Source organism: Prevotella scopos JCM 17725, assembly GCF_018127785.1.
GTDB classification, from domain to species: domain Bacteria; phylum Bacteroidota; class Bacteroidia; order Bacteroidales; family Bacteroidaceae; genus Prevotella; species Prevotella scopos.
In genome coordinates this window covers 1,248,819-1,268,903 of the sequence record NZ_CP072389.1, presented here as the reverse complement: position 1 = coordinate 1,268,903, position 20,085 = coordinate 1,248,819, and the positions used below count along the sequence as shown (strand labels likewise).

At 45.3% G+C, this 20,085-nt stretch carries 18 protein-coding genes; 3 read left to right on the top strand and 15 right to left on the bottom strand.

The features are described 5' to 3' along the window. Positions 1–5 precede the first annotated feature (5 nt). Positions 6–485 (top strand): hypothetical protein, encoded by a 480-nt coding sequence (locus tag J4856_RS04890; RefSeq protein ID WP_008449756.1) that lies wholly within the window; start codon positions 6–8, stop codon positions 483–485. A gap of 174 nt (positions 486–659) precedes the next feature. Here J4856_RS04890 and J4856_RS04885 read toward each other — a convergent pair whose 3' ends face one another. The 3 genes from J4856_RS04885 to J4856_RS04875 form a co-directional block, all read right to left on the bottom strand. Continuing rightward, a complete protein-coding gene (locus J4856_RS04885; protein WP_025839922.1) occupies positions 660–1,076 on the bottom strand; it encodes a hypothetical protein in 417 nt (138 codons plus the stop codon). Next, positions 1,073–2,368, bottom strand: coding sequence for a site-specific integrase (locus J4856_RS04880; RefSeq protein ID WP_008449741.1), 1,296 nt, complete (start codon positions 2,366–2,368; stop codon positions 1,073–1,075). The genes J4856_RS04885 and J4856_RS04880 overlap by 4 nt, the downstream gene beginning before the upstream one ends. Before the next feature lie 64 nt (positions 2,369–2,432). Then, a complete protein-coding gene (locus J4856_RS04875) occupies positions 2,433–3,662 on the bottom strand; it encodes a site-specific integrase (RefSeq protein WP_008449768.1) in 1,230 nt (409 codons plus the stop codon). 296 nt (positions 3,663–3,958) lie between these two features. On the opposite strand from J4856_RS04875, the gene J4856_RS04870 reads away from it, so the two are divergent. Then, entirely contained in the window at positions 3,959–4,357 is a 399-nt protein-coding gene (locus tag J4856_RS04870) for a transposase (protein ID WP_025840005.1), read from the top strand. A gap of 83 nt (positions 4,358–4,440) precedes the next feature. After that, on the top strand, positions 4,441–5,217 hold the full coding sequence (locus J4856_RS04865; RefSeq protein ID WP_025840004.1) for an IS3 family transposase: 777 nt from the start codon (positions 4,441–4,443) through the stop codon (positions 5,215–5,217). A gap of 599 nt (positions 5,218–5,816) precedes the next feature. Here the strand turns inward: J4856_RS04865 and J4856_RS04860 are convergent. The 12 genes from J4856_RS04860 to pfkA all read right to left on the bottom strand — a co-directional run bounded on the left by J4856_RS04860 (position 5,817) and on the right by pfkA (position 19,794). Beyond that, the gene (locus J4856_RS04860) at positions 5,817–7,571 is read right to left on the bottom strand and encodes a RagB/SusD family nutrient uptake outer membrane protein (protein ID WP_025838731.1); all 1,755 of its coding nucleotides are present in this window, start codon (positions 7,569–7,571) and stop codon (positions 5,817–5,819) included. Positions 7,572–7,587: 16 nt separating this feature from the next. Then, complete coding sequence (locus J4856_RS04855) at positions 7,588–10,617, bottom strand: SusC/RagA family TonB-linked outer membrane protein (protein WP_025838733.1); 3,030 nt, start codon at positions 10,615–10,617, stop codon at positions 7,588–7,590. Positions 10,618–11,264: 647 nt separating this feature from the next. Continuing rightward, positions 11,265–12,242, bottom strand: coding sequence for a F0F1 ATP synthase subunit gamma (locus tag J4856_RS04850; protein ID WP_065367947.1), 978 nt, complete (start codon positions 12,240–12,242; stop codon positions 11,265–11,267). Between the two features lie 12 nt (positions 12,243–12,254). Continuing rightward, complete coding sequence (gene atpA, locus J4856_RS04845) at positions 12,255–13,838, bottom strand: F0F1 ATP synthase subunit alpha (RefSeq protein ID WP_025838735.1); 1,584 nt, start codon at positions 13,836–13,838, stop codon at positions 12,255–12,257. 13 nt (positions 13,839–13,851) lie between these two features. Continuing rightward, positions 13,852–14,388, bottom strand: coding sequence for a F0F1 ATP synthase subunit delta (locus J4856_RS04840; RefSeq protein WP_025838737.1), 537 nt, complete (start codon positions 14,386–14,388; stop codon positions 13,852–13,854). Between the two features lie 6 nt (positions 14,389–14,394). Next, a complete protein-coding gene (gene atpF, locus J4856_RS04835) occupies positions 14,395–14,907 on the bottom strand; it encodes a F0F1 ATP synthase subunit B (RefSeq protein WP_025838739.1) in 513 nt (170 codons plus the stop codon). A 54-nt stretch (positions 14,908–14,961) separates the two neighbouring features. After that, a complete protein-coding gene (atpE, locus tag J4856_RS04830; RefSeq protein WP_004360677.1) occupies positions 14,962–15,201 on the bottom strand; it encodes an ATP synthase F0 subunit C in 240 nt (79 codons plus the stop codon). Positions 15,202–15,411: 210 nt separating this feature from the next. Further along, positions 15,412–16,509, bottom strand: a complete 1,098-nt coding sequence (gene atpB / locus J4856_RS04825; RefSeq protein WP_065367946.1) for a F0F1 ATP synthase subunit A — start codon at positions 16,507–16,509, stop codon at positions 15,412–15,414. Positions 16,510–16,512: 3 nt separating this feature from the next. Continuing rightward, on the bottom strand, positions 16,513–16,923 hold the full coding sequence (locus J4856_RS04820; RefSeq protein ID WP_025838742.1) for a hypothetical protein: 411 nt from the start codon (positions 16,921–16,923) through the stop codon (positions 16,513–16,515). A gap of 30 nt (positions 16,924–16,953) precedes the next feature. Next, entirely contained in the window at positions 16,954–17,193 is a 240-nt protein-coding gene (gene atpC / locus J4856_RS04815; RefSeq protein ID WP_025838744.1) for an ATP synthase F1 subunit epsilon, read from the bottom strand. Positions 17,194–17,232: 39 nt separating this feature from the next. Beyond that, positions 17,233–18,756, bottom strand: a complete 1,524-nt coding sequence (gene atpD, locus J4856_RS04810) for a F0F1 ATP synthase subunit beta (RefSeq protein WP_025838745.1) — start codon at positions 18,754–18,756, stop codon at positions 17,233–17,235. A gap of 60 nt (positions 18,757–18,816) precedes the next feature. Next, positions 18,817–19,794 (bottom strand): 6-phosphofructokinase, encoded by a 978-nt coding sequence (gene pfkA / locus J4856_RS04805; protein WP_065367945.1) that lies wholly within the window; start codon positions 19,792–19,794, stop codon positions 18,817–18,819. Positions 19,795–20,085 lie beyond the last annotated feature (291 nt).

Below are 20,085 nucleotides of genomic sequence, written 5' to 3'. Positions count from 1 at the left end.
ATATTATGGCAGACAACGAGATAGAACTCCGCAGCGAGAAAGTAAGGCATATCATTGGCGAGATACCGTCAAGGATTGTCCGTTATGGTATCACGATAATCACCATTGTGATATTGGGACTATTGGTGGGCGCATATTTTATACCTTATCCCGAAACCATCAGTGCAAAGGTGCAGATGACAAATGCCCATCAAGGCACAATAACCGTTCCCTATAAATACGTGAATACGATAGCAAGAGGAATGACAGCGAACATCGAAGTTGAGGGTTACGATGCAGAAACATACGGAGTTGCAAATGGTGTAATAACAGCCACATCGCATACACCCCGACAAACGGCAGAAGGCAGCGTATTCACGGCACAGGTAAGGATAACGGATTGCAGGTATAAAATTATCAGCGGAATGGTGGGCACGGCATCTATACTTATAAGCAATGAAAGCGTGCTCCAGAGGATAGTCAAGCAAATAACAAATAGCATATAATTCCCTTTTTAACCGTAATGAAGCAGTGAAAGAAGAAAGGCAAATGTAGTTACTGCGTAGTACAATTATTTTGAGCAGCCAACTACACGTTAATCCTTTCTCTTTCACCGCTTTAACTCTTATTGTAGTAATGTAGTAAGATATAATCGGTGAAAGAAAAAGGAAATATATTCATTAGTTCTTGGTATTGCCTAACAGGAAGATTGGCGTTACAATGGCAGACTCTGTCTGCAATCTTCTACTGATGTACTTTCTGAATAAATGCGCTTCCATGCTGTCCAATAGAAAGGACAGGGCAATGATTGTTGAGAGCGGATAAAGTGATGAATAACCAACACACTCTCTACCATTGATAACTTCTTCTTGGCCTGCACCCCTTTCATCGGGATGCAAGTTGGAAGATTTTATTATCGCTTGAAGCCTATGATTGAGTTTTCTCCACGTCACACCGAAGAACCTCGCAAGTTCTCCCTCCGTCATGGCAATCTCGCCTTTACCCTTGTGGACAACCTGCATATTACTCCCCCAATCAAAGTAACTGCGATGATTGTACGTGCTATTTTTGCTCTTTGAATTATTGCTTGCTTTCATGCCGTTTCCTCCATTTTACAGGTTGCAAAATCCGAAGGTTCACAAGCCTCTCTCTCCGCAATTTCTTTCTCTTTTGCAGATTGCTTGGCAATGAGCCTGTCCATATCCTCCGAAATCTTCCTGTCCGTCACCTGCGCGTAAATCTGCGTGCTTGATATGGAGGCGTGCCCCATCATCTTGGCAATGCTCTCAATGGGTATTCCTGCACTTAAACTCATTGTACCGAAAGTGTGCCTTGCCATATGATAGGACAACCGTTCTCTGATACCGCAAGCCTTGCCCACAATGCACAGGTTCTTGCCCATTACGCTACGGCTGCAACTACGGGGGAAGACAAGGCTGTCGCCTTTTTCTTTCACCGTCTGCAGTTCTTCGTTTCCCTCCTGTTCTTCCCAACAATGGCGGATAATGGCCTCCGCTATTGGATGCAGCGGCACAACGAACTCCACCTTTGTCTTTTGACGTTCCTTTCGGATATACTTCCTCCCGCCCGCTGCCGTTTGGATATGCCCATATTGCAGAGTTTCCATATCAGCGATTGCCAGTCCCGTAAGACAGGAAAAGACGAACATCAGCCTTGCCAATTCCGCCTCGCTGTCATTCATTTTCATTGTCGCAAGTTTAGCAACTTCACTCTTTTGCAGGAAGCGTATCTTCTTTTCTTCTTTCTCATACTTGGCATGCTCAAAAGGATTGCAGCGAATAATCCTCTTGCTGACCGCACGGAACATCAGCCTGCTCAGCCAGCAGAGATAGTTGTTGATGGTCGTTCCCTTTAATCCGCGCTTTTTGAGAAAGAAGCGATATTCCTCAAACAAGTCCTCCGTAATGGTGGAAATGGATATGTCCTGCAATCCTTTATCTTCCACAAACTCACGGAGGTTCTTGTCAGAATGGGACAGATTCAGATAAGTTCCCTCCGCCCTTGACTTTCCAACGCTTTCCTTGAGTGCTTGCAGCTCCGCCCTGCTCATGGCAAGGAGGGTTGACGGATTCTCTGTTATGCCTTGCAGGTGGTTCTTGATAAGTTCAGCACTTACCACTCCGTCCCTTGTCAGTATATCCTGATAGGTCTTTTCCACAATTTCCCTGAACTCATGGAGTCTTTGATTGGTTTTCCTGTCTGTCGTCAAGCCCTGCTTGGTGTTCCACTCGGAGGGATTGCATTCTTCGCCCGTGGTAATGGTTGTGCTTTTTCCGTCTATGGTGATACGGCATAGAATGGCGGTATTGCCATCTGCCTTAATTTTCTGTCTGTTGATATAGAACATTATCTTGAATGTACTTCTCATTGTCTTGATGCTTTAATGTTTTGATTGATTGGATGAAAAAAAATAAGATGATGAGACTTTATCGTTAGATAGTCAGCTGCATATCACCTGTAAAAGAGAGGAAAAGGTCGAACTCCTCAAAAAGTTTCAGTGGAGTTACTTTGGCATAGCGTTCCGTCATGCTTATGTTGGAATGTCCCAGCATCTTGCTTACCGTTTCAATAGGCACACCCTGTTCAAGCGTGATGAGTGTTGCAAAGGTGTGCCTTGCGGTATGAGTGGTAAATGGAAACGATATGCCTGCACGAAGCCGCAGGGCTTTCAGACAGGTCTGATAGCTCTTGTACTTGATATAGGGAAGCAGTGTTTCCCTTTCATCGCAGTGAAACCTCTCTATCAGCCTAATGGCTTCGGGCAATAACTTGATACGGCAGGGTACGCCTGTCTTGTGGCGGTTGAATTTCAGCCACATTTTGCCTTCATCATCACGGACAAGGTGGGACTTGCTCAGTTCCATCAGGTCGCAATAGGCTGCACCAACATAGCAGGCAAAGAGGAATATGTCCCTTGCCGTTTCCATTTCTTCCTCCAAATCCTCAAAGCAGAGAGCCTTCAGCTTTTCCAACGCTTCCTTGTCGAGTGCCTTGGGGAGTTTCTTGTTGCCCTTTGATATCTTAACCTTGTCAAAAAGGAGCGTGTCTGCCAATCCCTCACGGTATGCCAATCTGCATACCGTCTTCAAATGCGTGGCTACATTATAGAACGTGCTTTCCTGAAAACCACACTCACCTAAGAAATACTGCTGGAACTCATGGATAAAATCCTCTGTAAGTTGCGAGAATGCCAAGTCCGAAACCTTGTACTTCCGTTGAATAAACTTCTGTAAATGTATCCGGGTGGAGTGGTAGCCGTGTATGGCTCCTTCCTTGATGTCTATACCTACATGGTTTTCTTTTTCCTTGATGAGTATGTCCAGCCTTTCGATGAGCATGCACCGTGTCTGCACGCTGCCCTGAAACTGCTCCTTCACATCGGTTGCGTCAAACGGGCATCCTTTGGAGAGCAGGGACTGATAAGCAGACTGAACGGACAGCAACAGGTTTTCCAACCTGCTGTTCACTTCCACCGCCTCACGGCTCTTTCCGTCCATTCGGCTCTCACGGGGATTCCACAAATCGGGATTGCAGGAGAGTTTGCAACTGAACTGGGCAATGGAACGGTCGATGGTTATCCGCCCCATAATCGGGGCTTTGCCCGACTTGTCAAGACCGCTCTTTTTGAGGTAGAGCAACACCTTCATTTTTCCTTGTTTCATACGCTTTAATTTCTGTGGGCAAAGTTACCCGAATTAAAGCGTTCCTCACTTACGCAGAAAACTGCCGACCGAAGCAACAGCCACACGAGCGAAAATAATTCAGTTACCGAATATTACTCCATCGTTACCTATGCTAGAATCGGGTAACGTTCTGGTAACTGAACTTCTGCCTAAATCTGCATATTGCTGCCCTTTTTGAAAGAGGCAGTTTTATGCAAATTGTTCCGTTTCCTGCTTATTATCAGTCTGTCTTATAGCAGATTTACTTCACATCATTTTAACATTTAAAATTCAAAATGGGAAGTAAACATTCTAAACACAGAACATTCAGTGAGGACTTTATTCTCACTTTACTTCGTGAGTATTACTCATCAGAAGTGTCAATTAATTTCATCTGTCGTAAGTACGGCATTAATAGTGCCAGCTTTTATCAATGGCAAAAAAAGTATGATTTAGATGAAAAAAAGCTATCTTTGTCGCATGATATTATTACTAAAGTAAAAGCTATGCGTAGTAAGAAAGCTATGGAGAAAGTCCCTCTAACTCGTGAGGAAGAGCTTGAAGAACAAGTATCGAATTTGAAGAAAGCTTTGGAGTATTCTGAACTTCGCAATCAAGGTTTGATGAAAGTCATAGAGATAAGCAGTAAGGAATATGGTGAGGATTTGCTAAAAAAAGCTGGCGCCAAGCAGTAGACAGCCTTCGAGTCAGCAACCCTTGTTTATCAATTGGGCTGCTGAGTGGACTGTTTGGCAAGACTCGTGAAGGCTATTACTCTGTGAGTAAAGAGAAGAGGGAGCATCGTAAACTTACTGAGAAAATTGTCGTACGTGCAGTAATGGATGTTCGTGCAGATGCTCCTCGAATAGGTGCAAAGAAACTTTTGCACATGCTTATGGATATCTATCCTGGCTTAATGCTTGGGCGCGACAGGTTCTACCAGCTAATGCACAAGCATCACCTTATGCTGAAGCCATCCAGATGTCGCCACACCACGAACTCCAATCACAACTATTTCAAGTATAAGAACACGGCAAAAGGAATGGTTCTTACACGTCCTGCACAACTCTGGGTAGCAGACATCACATATATAGATACTGAGGATGGTGTGGTCTATCTTCACCTCATAACCGATGCATTCACTCATGAGATAATCGGATGGAAGCTTTCTGACAGTCTGCAGGCTGTCAATACGCTTGCTGCCCTAGACATGGCAATAGAACATTCACAGGGTATGAATCTCTCGCTGATGACGCACCACTCTGATCGTGGGGTTCAATACTGCAGCAACGCCTACGTGGCAAGGCTGGAGAGTATACACTCGGGCATAAGCATGACTGAAGACTACAACCCTACAGATAATGCAATCGCCGAAAGAGTGAACGGAATAATAAAGCAAGAGTGGCTCTACCACATGAAACGACCGAAGAACCTCGATGATGCACGATGCACTATTGCTGGTATCATAGACTTCTACAACAATAAGAGACCCCATATGAGCAACGGCATGCTTACGCCAAGACAAATGAGAGAAAAGCACTGCAATGTAGCATAAGGGTTTCTGTGCGTTTCATGGTATTAAATTTTGTAAGTTGAAGGAAAAATACTAACTTTGAACATGTGCTACACACGTTCAGACTTCATTGTCAAGATTTATGACTATGTAAAGCGAATCAGTAAAGTTTCCATGGGGGTGTAAAGCTGTTCAGGAAGCAAGTAAAAAATGTGTAAACCAATTTAGTAACAATAACCAGAAAAGTGTGAAGTAAATTTAGGCATAGTCAGTCAGTTTACACCAACTTCGATTTTACTTCATTTTCTTTGATTAGTTGGATAGTAAAAGATGCTCTTTAAGACCCTTACTAACGCCCTTTTGATGTCCAATTAAGCACCTTTTGAAAAGCAGTTGACTATGCCTAAATTTACTTCACACTTCCAAAGCCAAACAATCTACTCGATAATAAAACAAAAAATGTTTAGGCTCTAATAACCGATTGGGGTTTTAAATATAACGGTACAAGAGTTTTGTTGAAGGCTAACGATATAGCCCTCCCTATTATTAGGCTGATGAAAAGAGAGGACAACAGGATGTGTATGGGCTGAGAAGATTCTTTTCAGCCACGCTACACATCGGTTGTCATTCTCTAAAGTGTGTTAGTTACTACTTGGATTTTGTTCCAGATTGCCCTTATAAGCATTGATAGCCGACTGTGGAATGAAGTAAATCACACGGTAGTCGGTTGCAGGAATGTCAACCATAGGCTGATGAGGACCAGGGAAACGACGTGTAAGGGTGTCGCCATTGCGGAACACATCATAGCTGCGCTCTGCCTCAAACGCCAACTCTAACTGACGTTCTTTATCCACCAAAGTCTTTGCTGTGGCAGCAGTAAACTGAGCACTCGTATAGCTTCCACCCACGATAGCACGCTCACGAATCGTGTTCACGTCAGCCATTGCATTAGCAATATTACCCAACTTCACATTTGCTTCAGCACGATTGAGATACATTTCGTCAAGACGAGAGATGATAGGCGAATACAACTGATTCTCCTTGCCACCCTGACGAGAACACTTCACCACATAGAACATAGGATAAACGCGGTTGAGCTTCATCTGATAATCAAGCACACCGCGATAGGTATGTCCCTGATAATTAATCGAGTAAAGACGCTGTGTAGGGTCGATTGGTGTGAGAACAAGCGGAGTAGTGTGTCCCGTTCCAGTGGTATCGCAAGTCAAACTATTGTCTGGGTGGCGGGTATAGCGCAACTGTACGTAGTTGAAATTCACCTGATTACCACTTGCATCATAGACATTCTTAATGAAACGGAAGACAGGGACGTACTTATCAGTCTTGTCTTTTACATACTGTGGCTCAATGAATTGCGCACGAATATCGCTGTACTTCTTATTAAACCAGTCGTTCTGACCCGTCTCGTTCAGCAAATCAAGGTATTTACCAGACGCATACATTTCGCCCCAACCCATACCGCCGATATTTGAATACATACCGCCGATGGTGTAATAATAATCCCAACCGGGGAACTCAGAGTCAACTCTTTTCACCACGAAGATGTTTTCAGGGTTGTTTTCTGGCTCAAGGGTGTTGCTAACGCCATAGTCCTTACGGCTCAACAGACTAAACTTACCAGAGTCGATTACCTTTGTAGCATACTCAACACTCTTCTGAGCGTAGGCGGTGTTAGGCGTTTCGTAAGTTCCACTCATATAGAGATAGATTCTACTCAACATAGCCCAAGTAGCCTCTTTAGAAGCAAAGATACAACGTTCTTCGCTGTGCAGGTCTTCTGTCATCAGCGAAGCCGCCTTCTCTAAGTCCTTAATCGCCTGTTCGTAGGTTTCCTTTACGGTTGAACGATTCGGCAACACAGCGTTTACTGGGTCGTCAGGTGTACCGTTAACGATAGGCATACCGAGGTTTGTATCAGGGTTTTGCGCGTATGGTCTACCGTATGCACGACAGAGATAGAAGTAAATCATGCCACGCAGATAGTAGCATTCGCCTAACTGTGTATCGGTAATTGTACTCTTACCTTCAGGAATATCCTTGATAATATTAGATGCCTGCGCAACCACTTTATAGCTATAATCCCAGAAGTTCTGCAATCGGTAGTTATTAGGAGTGCGCGAATAAGAGATAAACTCATAGAAAGCATCGGTCGAAGTACCACGAATCATGATATTATCTCCAGCATATTCGCCACAGCGATACATAGGGTCCGACCACGTTTTCAGGAATCCATAGCATCCATTCAGTAGCGATGGAAAACTCTCATCAATATTTTTAGTCATGGTATCATCATCCATCATGTATTCAGGATGACGCTCTACGCTACACGATACCATTGCAATAGCTGCTAAGAGCAGCACATATACTTTTTTCATAGGGCAGATTCTTTATTTAGAATGTAACGTTAACGCCGAGCATAAACTTGCGAACAGAAGGATAAACACCAGCACCTGTTGAGATTGAAAGGGCTGTTGAGCGTTCGCCAGAAGCATTGCGACCACCATCGGCAGCAGGCAATTCTGGGTCAACACCAGAGTAATCGGTGATGCAGAAGAGGTTTTCACCACTGATATAAACGCGCAATGCCTTTACGATATCACTCTTAAGATTGAAGTTGTAACCCAAAGTAATGGAACGAAGCTTCAAGAAGTCAGAGCTCTCTAAGTAGCGAGTTGACGCCTTGTTAGAGTTAGATGGGTTGTTATAGGCAGCAACTGGGTGTGTTGCTACGTCTCCCTTCTGTGCCCATCGTTTCCAACCTTTCTGCAAGCTGAACTGGTTACGATCGGTATAAGCACCATCTGAGTCATACTCCTGTCGTGAGTAGTTATAGATGTAAGCACCCAATGAATAGCCGAAGACAGCATTAAAGTCGAAGTTCTTGTATGTTAAGGTCGTTGAGAAACTACCGAAGACGGTTGGCGTAGCGTGTTTGTCAAGTGCTATTTGGTCAGCCTTAGCATAGTTGTTAGTAATAACACGATTGCCATTCGCATCAGTTGTGTACCATTGTGGTGCACCATTCTCTGGGTCAACACCTGCCCATTCACGCAAGTAATAAGTATCTGCGCTCAGACCCGGACGTAACAACGTGTTGGTTGAACCAGCAATACCATCACCTTCGATAATCTGGTCTCTACCGCTATATAGCTTCTTAATCTTATTAGAGTTGGTAGAAAGGTTGGCATCAACTGTCCAAGTGAGGTCCTTGCTCTTGATGATATCAGCCGAAAGAGTGGTCTCAAAACCAGTGTTGGTAAGCTCACCAATGTTCTGCCAGATGCTTGTCACACCGATAACACCAGATATAGGCACTGCAAAGAGCAAGTTGCTTGTACGCTTGCTATAGAAGTCGAAGGTCATACGCAAGCGTTTAAACATATTCAGGTCGATACCTACACCAGTGGTATAGCTCTTCTCCCAAGTCAGTTTCTTATTGGCAAGCTGAGTGATGACAGCACCAGGAACCTCATTATAGCTTGCACGTAAGCTGTAAAGTCCGTATTGAGGATAGAGGCTGTTAGGGCGACTACCTACCGAACCAAACGATGCACGCACCTTCAAATAGTCAATACAAGGTACCTTAAACCACTTCTCAGCCGTAGCAACCCAGCCTCCACTGACAGAGAAGAAGGTTCCGTATGCAGCATCCGAACCAAAGTTACTTGCACCATCGGTTCTCAGTGAGAGTTGCAACAAGTACTTATTAGCATAATCAGCATTGAGGTTGGCGAAGAAAGACTGCACTGCCCACTCGAATTTATTACCTCCCACAGCCTCAGGAGTTGAGGTGATATCAAGTTGAGCAAAGCCCGGAACCAAGCCTGTTCCATCGCTGCTATGATAACGATATTCACCATCATTGAACTCATAACCGAGCATCAAGAAACCATGATAATCACCGAAACTACGTGTCGCTTTCAGCAGTTGGTTGGTATAACGACGTGTGTTCGTACTCGTGCTTTCGCTCACACGCCCCTTACCCTCTGCTCCTGATGTACGAGGGTCAGAGTAACTCTTATCGAGGTGAGTACTCCAACGATAGCTATTCACAGAAGAGAACGTAAGCCAATCAGTGAGATATATGTCAAAATCGAAGTTGCCATTAAAAGCATAAGAATCGTACTTGCTCCAATTATACTGCAATTCGTAAAGGTAATTAGTAGAGTTGCTATTCACCCATGACGATGATCTATTGCCAACAATCTTGCCCTCTTCATCGTAAGGGCTATCCCATGGAAGCATAGAATACATAGAATAGGTAGAGCGTTGACGGTCGTCAATGACTCCCTTGCTACCATTAAAGGATGGACGGATAGCAATCCAAGAATAAGGTTTGAAGTTCAGCTTCATCATCGTGTTGTATCGAGTGAAGTCGTATCCACGCACAGCACCATCCTCCTTATAGACACCACCAGTAAAAACAGCACTCAGTTTCTCGCCGCCACTGTTAATAGTAAGGTCGTAATTCTGAACGTTTCCCGTGTGTGTAGCCAACTTCCACCAGTCGAAATTACTATCACGAAGTTTATCGTTCCAACGTGGGAAAGCAATCTCTGCAGCGTTAGTAAACGACTTATAATAGTCGTATAGCTCAGCTCCATCCATCATCTTCACTTTTCCATTGTTCAGAGTTGAAATACCCATCTTGGTAGAGAAGGTAATAGAAGTCTTACCAGACTTTGCCCCCTTAGTTGTCACAACGATAACACCATTGGCACCCTGCGAACCATAGATAGCCGTTGAGGCAGCATCTTTGAGTACGGTAAGTGTCTCGATATCGTTAGGATTGATGTCACCTGGGTCTTTACCAACGATTACTCCATCGATAACCCACAGCGGAGCAGTGCTACCGTTGATAGTAGACTTACCACGAACAATAATGGCACCGAACGAACCCGGCTTACCAGAACCCGGCATTACGTTCATACCAGGTATCTTACCCGTCAACATATTGGTGACATTAGCTGTCGTAATGTTAGTAAGTTCTTTATTATCAATACTCTGCAACGAACCCGTCAGACTGTTACGTTTCTGTGTGCTATAGCCCACAACTACTGTCTCACTAAGCATCGTAGATGAAGAAACCATGCTTACGGTCATGTTGTTTTCAGCTCGCACCGTCATTTTCTCATAGCCTAAGGACGTAATCACCAGCTCCTCACCAGCCTTTACGTCGATAGAGAACTCACCATCGATATTGGTAAGTGCGATTTTCTTCGTACCCTTTATGGTGACACTGGCACTTATAACCGGTTCGCCCGTACGTGAGTCGATAACTTTTCCTTTGATAACAGAGGCCTGCGCCTGTATGGTTACTGATTGGGTGGCGTATGCCTTATGTGCAGTATAAGGACAACACACAAGGGGCACTACCAGTAGCAGCGACCTTCCAAGGTTAGTTTTTATCATAGATTTCATACTTAAAAGGTTTTGTTTAATATTTCGTTTAGGTCTTGTGACATTATGTATGGCACTTAGATTGTCATCTAGCTTAGATGACTGCAAAAGTATAATATTTTTTTTAATTCACGCATATTTCGTTTTATTTAACATAATATCATGCGAGTTCTTGGGCTCTTCTGCTAAATGCCATAGGTTGGAAATAGAATAAAAGGCTTATATGCTTGCATGATAGGATTATTCCTACTGGCTCTATAACGAATCGTGTGGGTTGTGTGTTGATATTCCATCGGTTTGGTGCGGGTGCTCAGCACATGTGGTGCGGGTGCTTAACACTAATGGTGCGGATGGTATGCACCACATGTGCGAAGGTTTAACACCATTGCTGTATATGGCAGGGTAGGGATTTAATGTGCGTTAAGCATATTAAAATGAAGGTCAATCTGGAGTTGTGTCTAGTTGGAGGCTATACCTTTCACAATATTTTGGCTCTATGACGAATTACCCACACGATTCGTTATAAAGCCATTAAGTATTGGGCTAATTAGGCTAATTAGGCTAATAAATTATTAGGCTAATTACCCCAATAAAAAACAGGGATAAGCAAACGCCTATCCCTGTTTATTAGTTCTTGTTCATTGCCTACCCAAAAAGCAGGCAAGAAGTTAGTTATTTACCGTACCGCCAACAATATCGAGCAACTCAGACGTGATGGCTGCCTGACGCGACTTGTTATATTGCAAGTTGAGCGCACGAAGTAGTTCGTCAGCATTATCAGTTGCGGTCTGCATGGCAACCATTCGGGCAGCATGCTCAGAGGCATTGCTGTCAAGAAGAGCGGTATAGACCATGAGATGCAACAGCTTTGGTATTAATGAAGTCAATACTGTGTGCAGATCAGGCTCAACAATGAAGTTGTCATTCAGTGGAACGACAGTCTCATTATTAGACTTCTGTGTTTCAGACTGTCCTTTCTTCTTCAGATATTCCTGTGCAGCCTTGCTCGTAACATCCGATGAGAGGTCGCGTGTGGTGTCGGCATTGAGTTCTTCCTCAAGGTCAATCGGAAGGAAATTCTTACGTTGGAGAATCTGGCTTCCTGCACTCTTGAAATGGTGATAGATCATCTCCACCTTATCAAACTCACCTTTCAGCCACTTCTGTCCTAACTCCTTGGCGATATTACGGCAGTCCTCAGAGTTCGGTTTGTCGGCAAGTTGCGGATAAGGATATACGCAGGTATATCCACGCTTCTTAGCCGCTTCAAACACTTTTCGTCCTACGGGGTAGATGATGATGTCGTCCTTGGTCAAGCCCTTCGCATGATATTCGTCTATCGTCTGCAGCATCAGCTTGATGGCATTCGCATTGTATCCACCACAGAGGGAGCTGTTTGAAGAGAACACGAGTAAGGCAACACGTTTCACAGGTCTCTTGACATCGAACGGAGTGTCCGTATCAGATGTAGAGATAAGGAAGGTCTTGAGAATGTGTTCGAGCATAGCCTCGTAAGGAAGCATACTCTCGATAGCATTCTGAGCATGATGCAGTTTACTCGACGCGACCATCTTCATCGCACTCGTAATCTTACGAGTACTCTGAACACTGGCTATACGCGTTTTGATTTCCTTTAAGGATGCCATTCTGTATTGTCTTTATTTGTATTGTCCGGCAATATTGCCCATGACTTCTTCGATTACCTTGATTGAATTATCCGTGAGGTTGCCACTTGCTAAATCGTTGATGACCTCAGCATGTGTGCTGCGCAAACTCTCGAGGAACTCATCCTGGCACTGACGAACCTGCTCAACAGGTACGTCACGAAGCAATCCGTGTACGCCACAATAGAGGATGGCAATCTGCTCACCCACTGGCATTGGGCTGTACTGAGGCTGGATAAGCAACTGGTTGTTCTTACGTCCACGGTCAAGGGTCATCGCTGTGACCTTGTCCATATCTGATGAGAACTTAGAGAAGGCTTCCAACTCACGATACTGTGCCATATCAATCTTCAACGTACCAGCTACCTTCTTCATACTCTTAATCTGTGCTGAACCACCCACACGTGATACGGAGATACCCACGTTGATAGCTGGACGGAAGCCCTGATTGAAGAGGTCGGACTCAAGATAAATCTGACCGTCGGTAATAGAAATCACGTTCGTAGGGATGTAGGCTGACACGTCACCTGCCTGTGTCTCAATGATTGGCAATGCGGTGAGTGAGCCACCACCTCTTACATGACCCTTCATACACTCTGGGAGGTCGTTCATCTTCTCAGCAATCTCCTGTTGGTTGTTGATACGTGCTGCACGCTCAAGCAGACGAGAGTGGAGATAGAAGACGTCACCAGGGTAAGCCTCACGACCTGAAGGACGACGAAGAATCAGTGACACCTCACGATAGGCAACAGCCTGCTTTGACAAGTCGTCATAGATAACGAGGGCAGAGTAGCCACGGTCGCGGAAGTATTCACCGATAGCTGCGCCAGCAAATGGTGCATAATACTGCATAGCAGCTGGGTCAGCCGCTGTTGCACTCACGATGATAGTATAAGGTAAGGCGCCACGCTCCTTGAGGTTCTGTACCAATGTAGCAACGGTAGAAGCCTTCTGACCAATGGCAACATAGATACAATAAACAGGATTGCCCTGCTCGTAGAAGCTCTTCTGGTTGAGGATTGTATCAACGGCAATGGCAGTCTTACCAGTCTGGCGGTCGCCAATGATAAGCTCACGCTGACCACGACCGATAGGAATCATTGAATCGACAGCTTTCAGACCTGTCTGGAGTGGTTCCTTCACTGGCTGACGATAGATAACACCCGGAGCCTTACGGTCCAATGGCATCTCAAACGAGTCAGTCAGGTCGATATCACCCTTGCCATCGATAGCCTCTCCAAGCGGATTGACTACACGTCCCAAGAAGTTGTCATTGACACGGATAGAGGCAATACGATGTGTACGCTTCACGCTCTGTCCCTCCTTGATGCCTTCAGTAGGACCCAGAAGGACACAACCGACATTGTCTTCCTCCAAGTTCATGACAATAGCCATGGTGCCATTCTCGAATTCAAGCAACTCGTTGGCTTCAGCATTGCGAAGACCATAGACACGTGCCACACCATCACCGACGGTTAGTACGGTACCGACTTCATCAAACTTTTCCTCAGAGTTGATGCCTTGAAGTTCTTTGAAAAGAATCTCAGACACCTCACTTGGTTTAATTTTATCTGACATGTTATTAATCTAATTACTTTTTTAATTGTGTGAGGATAGCATTCAGTTGGCTCTTCACGCTGGTATCCATTCTGTAAGTATCATACTCCAGAATAAATCCACCAATGAGTGAAGGGTCAATCTTAGTGTTGAACTCTACGGTTCCCTGCGCTCTGGACTGTATGAGAGCCTTCATCTTGTCTTCCACCTGAGAAGAGACCGGTGAGGCTGTGATAACCTTTCCACGAATGATGTTCTTCATCTTACGATACAGCGTGACGTAATCATTCGCCATGAGCTGCAGCAAGTCTTCTCTCTCATCTTTCAAGACAAGGGATAGGAATCTGCCAACTAGCTCAGGACAGTCATTTCCACAGGCTACTTCCAATAGCTTACGCTTCTTCTCCTTCGGAAGCATCGGGTTTTCAATCGTCATGCGGAGGTCGGGTACCTGAAGGTAGCTCTGGGCAAGTGTCTGCATGAGCGCATAGACCTTGTCTTCAATCCCTTGCTCACAGGCAGCCTTCAATAGCGCACGAGCATAGCGAACCGATATTACACCTGTATTCATAAGCGATTATTTACTTTCTGTTCCGTTAGAAGAAGCAACTTCATCCAATAAGCGGTCGATAAGCTGGGTCTGCTCAGCAGAAGAAGAGAGTTCCTTTTGCAGAATCTTCTCAGCAATCTGCACAGAGAGCTCTGCTACCTGCGAACGAATGTCGCGGATGGCAGCCTGCTTCTGACTTTCAATCTCAGCCTTGGCCTCAGAAAGGATACGTGCACTCTCTTCGTGTGCCTTCTCCTGTGCCTGACCGACTATGGCGTCACGTGTGTTTGTGGCTTCCCTAAGGATTTGTGCCTGTTTCTCACGTGCCTCCATAAGCAGCTCCTCACCTTGTTTCTGAATGCTTGCAAGCCTCAAGTTGGCTTCCTCTGCTTTGGCAAGACTCTCATCGATATACTCCTTGCGCTCGTTCACCATCTTGATGATTGATGGGAAACCCCACTTCCACAAGACGAAGAAGACCACTAAGAAGACGAGGGTCATCCAAAAGAGTAAGCCACTATCTGGCAATAATAATGACATAAGCTGCTAAATTACTTTCTTACCAATTATGTTTAATTTATTCTTCTGTGTTGTTTAGAATACACAGAGGAGAGCGATAATGGCAGCGAAGAAGGCAACACCCTCAACCAACGCAGCTGCGATAATCATTGCAGAACGAAGTTCACCGATCTTCTCTGGCTGGCGTGCCATAGCGTCCATTGCCTGACCACCGATACGACCAATACCAAGACCTGCGCCTACGGCTGCGATACCTGCACCGATAGCGGCGCCTAACTTTGCAGTTTCTGCTGCTAATAACAATGATGTCAACATAGTTTTTTGCTTTTAATTTATTAATTGTTTTTATTTTCTTTGTTTTCTTTTTGGGCTAGGTTTTCTAGGGCTCCTAGGGTTCCTAGCTTTCCTAGGGTTCCTAGCTTATCTAGGCCTCCTAGGCTTCCTAGTTCTCCTAGGCTTCCTAGGAACAGCAAAGCTATCAATTACCTTGTCAACTTGTCAACTTGTCAACCCGTCAACTAGCCACTACGCTTCCGTTTCATGCACATGTGCCAAAGAGATAAACACGGCACTCAACATCGTGAATACCAAAGCTTGGATAAAGCTTACCAGAATCTCCAGGAGCATCATGAAGATACTCATAGCCACGCTCACAACTGTCATGGACGAGCTAAGCACAACACCCATCGTTGCCATGATGAAGATGATACAGGTTAAAGCCAACGCAATAGCATGTCCTGCCATCATATTGGCAAAGAGACGAACCATCAAGGCGAAAGGCTTTGTGAAGATACCAAAAATCTCAATCACTGGCATCAAAGGCACTGGCACCTTCAACCATGCTGGGACGTCTGGCCAAAAGATATCCTTCCAATAATGCTTTGTTCCTGAGAAGTTAGTTACCAAGAACGTGCAGATGGCCAAGAAGAATGTAATCGTTATGTTACCCGTGAGGTTACCACCACCCGGTGGGAAAGGTACGATACCCATGATATTGGCTACAAAGATGAAGAAGAAACACGTCAGAAGATATGGCGCATACTTCTCAGAGTCCTTACCCAATGTCGGTTTTATCACCTCATCATAGACATACATCACGAACATGTGCATCAATCCTGTAAAGCCTTTCGGAGCCTTATCCGTCACCTTATGGCGGCGACACCAACGTGCTGGAATCAAGATACACAACATAAGGATGATAGCGTCAATGAAAAGTACACACACCGACTTCGTTATAGAGAGGTCGAAGGGGCGTACTTCTGTGCCGTCCTTCTGCAACTCAACGATACGACGTTCGTAGTTACCCTTCGTCGCAATGAACAAATCAGGATTGTTCTTGCAAGGACGATAACCAGCGTGTGGACCTTCCTCTATTGGCTCTTCGGCAAAGTCTTCAGCCCAACCCGTGTACCAGCCCTTTGACGTCTTCACGATGACGGGCAGGTTAATGATGATGGGCTTGTCTCCGATATTGGTGACGTGCCACTCGTAAGAGTCCTTAATGTGTCCCCACAATATCTCCTGCAGGTTTACGCCCTCGTCCTTTTGCTCTGATGCGGCAACGCCAGGCACGAGCAGGAAGAGCATCACAACCATGCAGAGAAGATGTCTGAGATATTTCATTCGTCAATTATTAATTTTATTGTTCTTTTCCACTTTGTAAAAATAGATGGTATCGAATGCTAACAGCACAAGATAGAAAATCATAAAGATGACAGCGAAACCGATGACCATTGCACGCTCCTTCACGACGAGCGCGTAAATCAATACGGTCAGGAACGCCAACAGCATACGAAGAACAGAGCCTGCAAGATAGAAGTTGCGCAGCACTGCTGGCGACTTACTTGCGACTGCCTTCCACGCTCCTCCATATACAGAAGAGGTGATAAGCGAATAAACAGCACAGATGGTCAGCGATTGTATGTAAGCCGTCTGCTGCGTCAGCTGCACCACGAGTAAGCCCATAAGATAAAGTCCTGCGATAATCCACAAGTTATTCTTATAGTACTTCTTATACACGCTACCCGCATCCATCATTCCTATTCTTCTGTCTGTTAGTTCTGTCTTTTAGATTTCTATGCAAAGGTTCACCACATTCTTCTGCACTTCGACGAATCCGCCAACAATATGCAGTTCAGTCTTTGCCCCTTTGATGCCATAGACAACCTTGCCTTCCTCCAGTGTTGAGATGATGGGTGCGTGACCTGTCAGAATCTCGAATGACCCCATTGCGCCAGGAACCAACACGCTATCTACCTCACCTGTAAAGACAACCCTTTCGGGAGAAACTATTTTAAGTGTCAACATAGACAATTCAATTATTATTCAGTTTGTGCAAGGAGCCGGTTACTTGGTAGCTTCCAAGAGCTGCTTAGCTTTCTCCTTCACGTCTTCAATCGTACCCACGTTCAAGAACGCCTGCTCTGGCAGGTCATCTACCTCACCATTCAGGATGGCGTTGAAGCCCTTGATAGTCTCCTCGATTGGAACCATAACACCCTTAACACCTGTAAACTGCTCTGCAACAGTAAATGGCTGAGAGAGGAAACGCTGTACACGACGAGCGCGGTTCACTACCAACTTATCCTCGTCTGACAACTCGTCCATACCCAAGATGGCGATGATATCCTGCAACTCGTTATAGTGCTGCAACAACTGCTTTACACGCTGCGCACACTCGTAGTGTTCCTTACCAACAATCAGTGGGTCAAGGATACGTGAGGTACTGCCCAGTGGGTCAACGGCTGGATAGATACCCAACTCGGTAATCTTACGGCTCAACTCTGTTGTAGCGTCCAAGTGGGTGAAGGTTGTTGCTGGAGCAGGGTCGGTCAAGTCGTCTGCAGGCACATAAACAGCCTGTACAGAAGTGATTGAACCATGCTTCGTTGAGGTAATACGCTCTTGCATACGTCCCATCTCACTTGCCAAAGTAGGCTGATAACCTACGGCTGAAGGCATACGTCCTAACAAGGCTGACACCTCAGAACCCGCCTGTGTGAAACGGAAGATGTTATCGATGAAGAACATGATATCTGATGCCTCACCATTCTTACCTCCGTGATCGCGGAACTCCTCAGCAACGGTCAGTCCTGACAATGCCACTGAAGCACGTGCCCCAGGAGGCTCATTCATCTGTCCATAGACAAGTGTTGCCTGTGACTTCTGCAATTCGTCCTTATCAACAAGCGAGAGGTCCCACTTGCCTTCATCCATTGCCTTGCGGAACTTCTCACCATAACGGATAACACCTGACTCCAACATATCGCGAATCAAGTCGTTACCCTCACGTGTACGCTCACCAACACCGGCAAAGACAGAGTAACCATTGTGACCCTTTGCGATGTTGTTAATCAGCTCCATAATCAACACCGTCTTACCAACACCGGCACCACCGAAGAGTCCAATCTTACCACCCTTCATGTAAGGTTCAAGCAAGTCGATGACCTTAATACCCGTCTGAAGCATCTCCTTATGTGTTGAGAGGTCCTCAAACTTTGGTGCCTCACGATGGATAGGATAAGCACCCTGCATATTCAGCGTACTCATACCATCGATAGGCTGACCGATAACGTTCATCATACGACCCTTAATCTGGTCGCCAGCTGGCATGACGATAGGACTGCCTGTTGGCACAACCTCAAGGCCACGCTGCAGACCATCAGTATTATCCATAGCCACACAGCGCACGGTATCTTCACCGATATGCTGCTGTGCCTCGATAATCAAATCCTGCCCATTTGGACGTTTTACGCATAGGGCATCGTAAATCTTAGGCAGAACCTTCTCAGGATTCTCTCCCTTGGTATCAAAATAGACATCGATAACAGGACCGATAATCTGGGAGATACGCCCATTAATCTGTGACATAAATATCTTTATTGTTTTTTATTATTATTTCCTCTATATATAAATAAGGTGGAACCCGCTTTAGATACTCAACTCGTCGAGCACTTTGATGAGTTCCTTGGCTAAAGGCTTATCTGAACGGATGGCCTCAGACAGTGGTACATAAACCACCTCGTTGTTTCTCACGCCAATCATGACATTGCGCTGACCTTGGAGGATAGCCTCGATGGCACCAACGCCCGTACGGCTCGCCAGGATTCTGTCGCGTGCTGACGGACGACCGCCACGCTGCAAGTGACCGAGGATAGAGACGCGTACATCGTAGTCAGGGAACTCCTTGCGCACACGATCAGCATAATACATCGCACCGCACTTAGGGCTCTCAGAAACAATCACAATACAGCTTCTCTTTGACTTGCGAATACCGCGTTCCATGAAACGTGCCAACTGGTCAACATTGGTTGAGTCCTCTGGGATAATAGCTGCCTCTGCACCACCCGCAATCGCTGAGTTCTGTGCAAGGAAACCGGCATCGCGTCCCATCACCTCCACGAAGAAGATGCGTTCATGGCTCTGTGCAGTGTCACGAATGCGGTCAACGCACTCAACAATTGTGTTCATCGTCGTGTCATAACCGATGGTATCATCCGTGCCATAAAGGTCGTTGTCAATCGTGCCTGGCAAGCCAATGCAGCAGAGGTCGAACTCCTGTGCAAACTTCATCGCACCCGTCAACGAACCATTACCGCCAATGACAACCAGTGCGTCAATGCCTTCCTTCACAAGGTTATCGTATGCTTGCTGGCGTCCTTCTAGGGTTTTGAAACCCATTGAGCGTGCCGTCTTGAGAATCGTGCCGCCCAGACCGATAATGCCACTGACATTCTCAGTTGTAAAAGGTTTGATGTCACCTGTTATCAATCCTTCATAACCACGATAGATTCCTTTGATTTTAAATCCATTATAGATACCTGACCTGGTCACAGCGCGTATCGCTGCATTCATTCCTGGGGCGTCACCACCAGAGGTCAGAACTCCAATTGTCTTTATCTTAGCCATATATCGTCTTAGAACTCGTTTTTATGAAATGTACCGCAAAGATAATAAATAAAACAGATAATCGCAAAGCACAATGGGAAAAGTTGCGGGGATGATTGAAAATTTTTTAATTATATGACAAATCAAGATAATAATGAACAATCAAAATCTAAAAAGCGGCTCTTCCCTTCTGTTAGTTGACTAGTAAACGAGTTGATTGTTGTTCTTAACCACTGCAAATTTTGAAGTAAGAAGGTGTGTCAGAAGGCAAATACCATTTTGGTAATCTTATCGTTTGAAACAATCCAATAA

What these genes read in the sequence shown, in the direction of transcription:
- J4856_RS04850 (WP_065367947.1), bottom strand. Translation starts at nt 12,242, where the DNA reads ATGGCATCCTTAAAGGAAATCAAAACGCGTATAGCCAGTGTTCAGAGT.
- atpF (WP_025838739.1), bottom strand. Translation starts at nt 14,907, where the DNA reads ATGTCATTATTATTGCCAGATAGTGGCTTACTCTTTTGGATGACCCTC.
- J4856_RS04870 (WP_025840005.1), top strand. Translation starts at nt 3,959, where the DNA reads ATGGGAAGTAAACATTCTAAACACAGAACATTCAGTGAGGACTTTATT.
- J4856_RS04880 (WP_008449741.1), bottom strand. Translation starts at nt 2,368, where the DNA reads ATGAGAAGTACATTCAAGATAATGTTCTATATCAACAGACAGAAAATT.
- J4856_RS04860 (WP_025838731.1), bottom strand. Translation starts at nt 7,571, where the DNA reads ATGAAAAAAGTATATGTGCTGCTCTTAGCAGCTATTGCAATGGTATCG.
- J4856_RS04885 (WP_025839922.1), bottom strand. Translation starts at nt 1,076, where the DNA reads ATGAAAGCAAGCAATAATTCAAAGAGCAAAAATAGCACGTACAATCAT.
- pfkA (WP_065367945.1), bottom strand. Translation starts at nt 19,794, where the DNA reads ATGGCTAAGATAAAGACAATTGGAGTTCTGACCTCTGGTGGTGACGCC.
- atpA (WP_025838735.1), bottom strand. Translation starts at nt 13,838, where the DNA reads ATGTCAGATAAAATTAAACCAAGTGAGGTGTCTGAGATTCTTTTCAAA.
- atpB (WP_065367946.1), bottom strand. Translation starts at nt 16,509, where the DNA reads ATGAAATATCTCAGACATCTTCTCTGCATGGTTGTGATGCTCTTCCTG.
- J4856_RS04840 (WP_025838737.1), bottom strand. Translation starts at nt 14,388, where the DNA reads ATGAATACAGGTGTAATATCGGTTCGCTATGCTCGTGCGCTATTGAAG.
- J4856_RS04855 (WP_025838733.1), bottom strand. Translation starts at nt 10,617, where the DNA reads ATGAAATCTATGATAAAAACTAACCTTGGAAGGTCGCTGCTACTGGTA.
- atpD (WP_025838745.1), bottom strand. Translation starts at nt 18,756, where the DNA reads ATGTCACAGATTAATGGGCGTATCTCCCAGATTATCGGTCCTGTTATC.
- atpC (WP_025838744.1), bottom strand. Translation starts at nt 17,193, where the DNA reads ATGTTGACACTTAAAATAGTTTCTCCCGAAAGGGTTGTCTTTACAGGT.
- J4856_RS04890 (WP_008449756.1), top strand. Translation starts at nt 6, where the DNA reads ATGGCAGACAACGAGATAGAACTCCGCAGCGAGAAAGTAAGGCATATC.
- J4856_RS04875 (WP_008449768.1), bottom strand. Translation starts at nt 3,662, where the DNA reads ATGAAACAAGGAAAAATGAAGGTGTTGCTCTACCTCAAAAAGAGCGGT.
- J4856_RS04820 (WP_025838742.1), bottom strand. Translation starts at nt 16,923, where the DNA reads ATGATGGATGCGGGTAGCGTGTATAAGAAGTACTATAAGAATAACTTG.
- atpE (WP_004360677.1), bottom strand. Translation starts at nt 15,201, where the DNA reads ATGTTGACATCATTGTTATTAGCAGCAGAAACTGCAAAGTTAGGCGCC.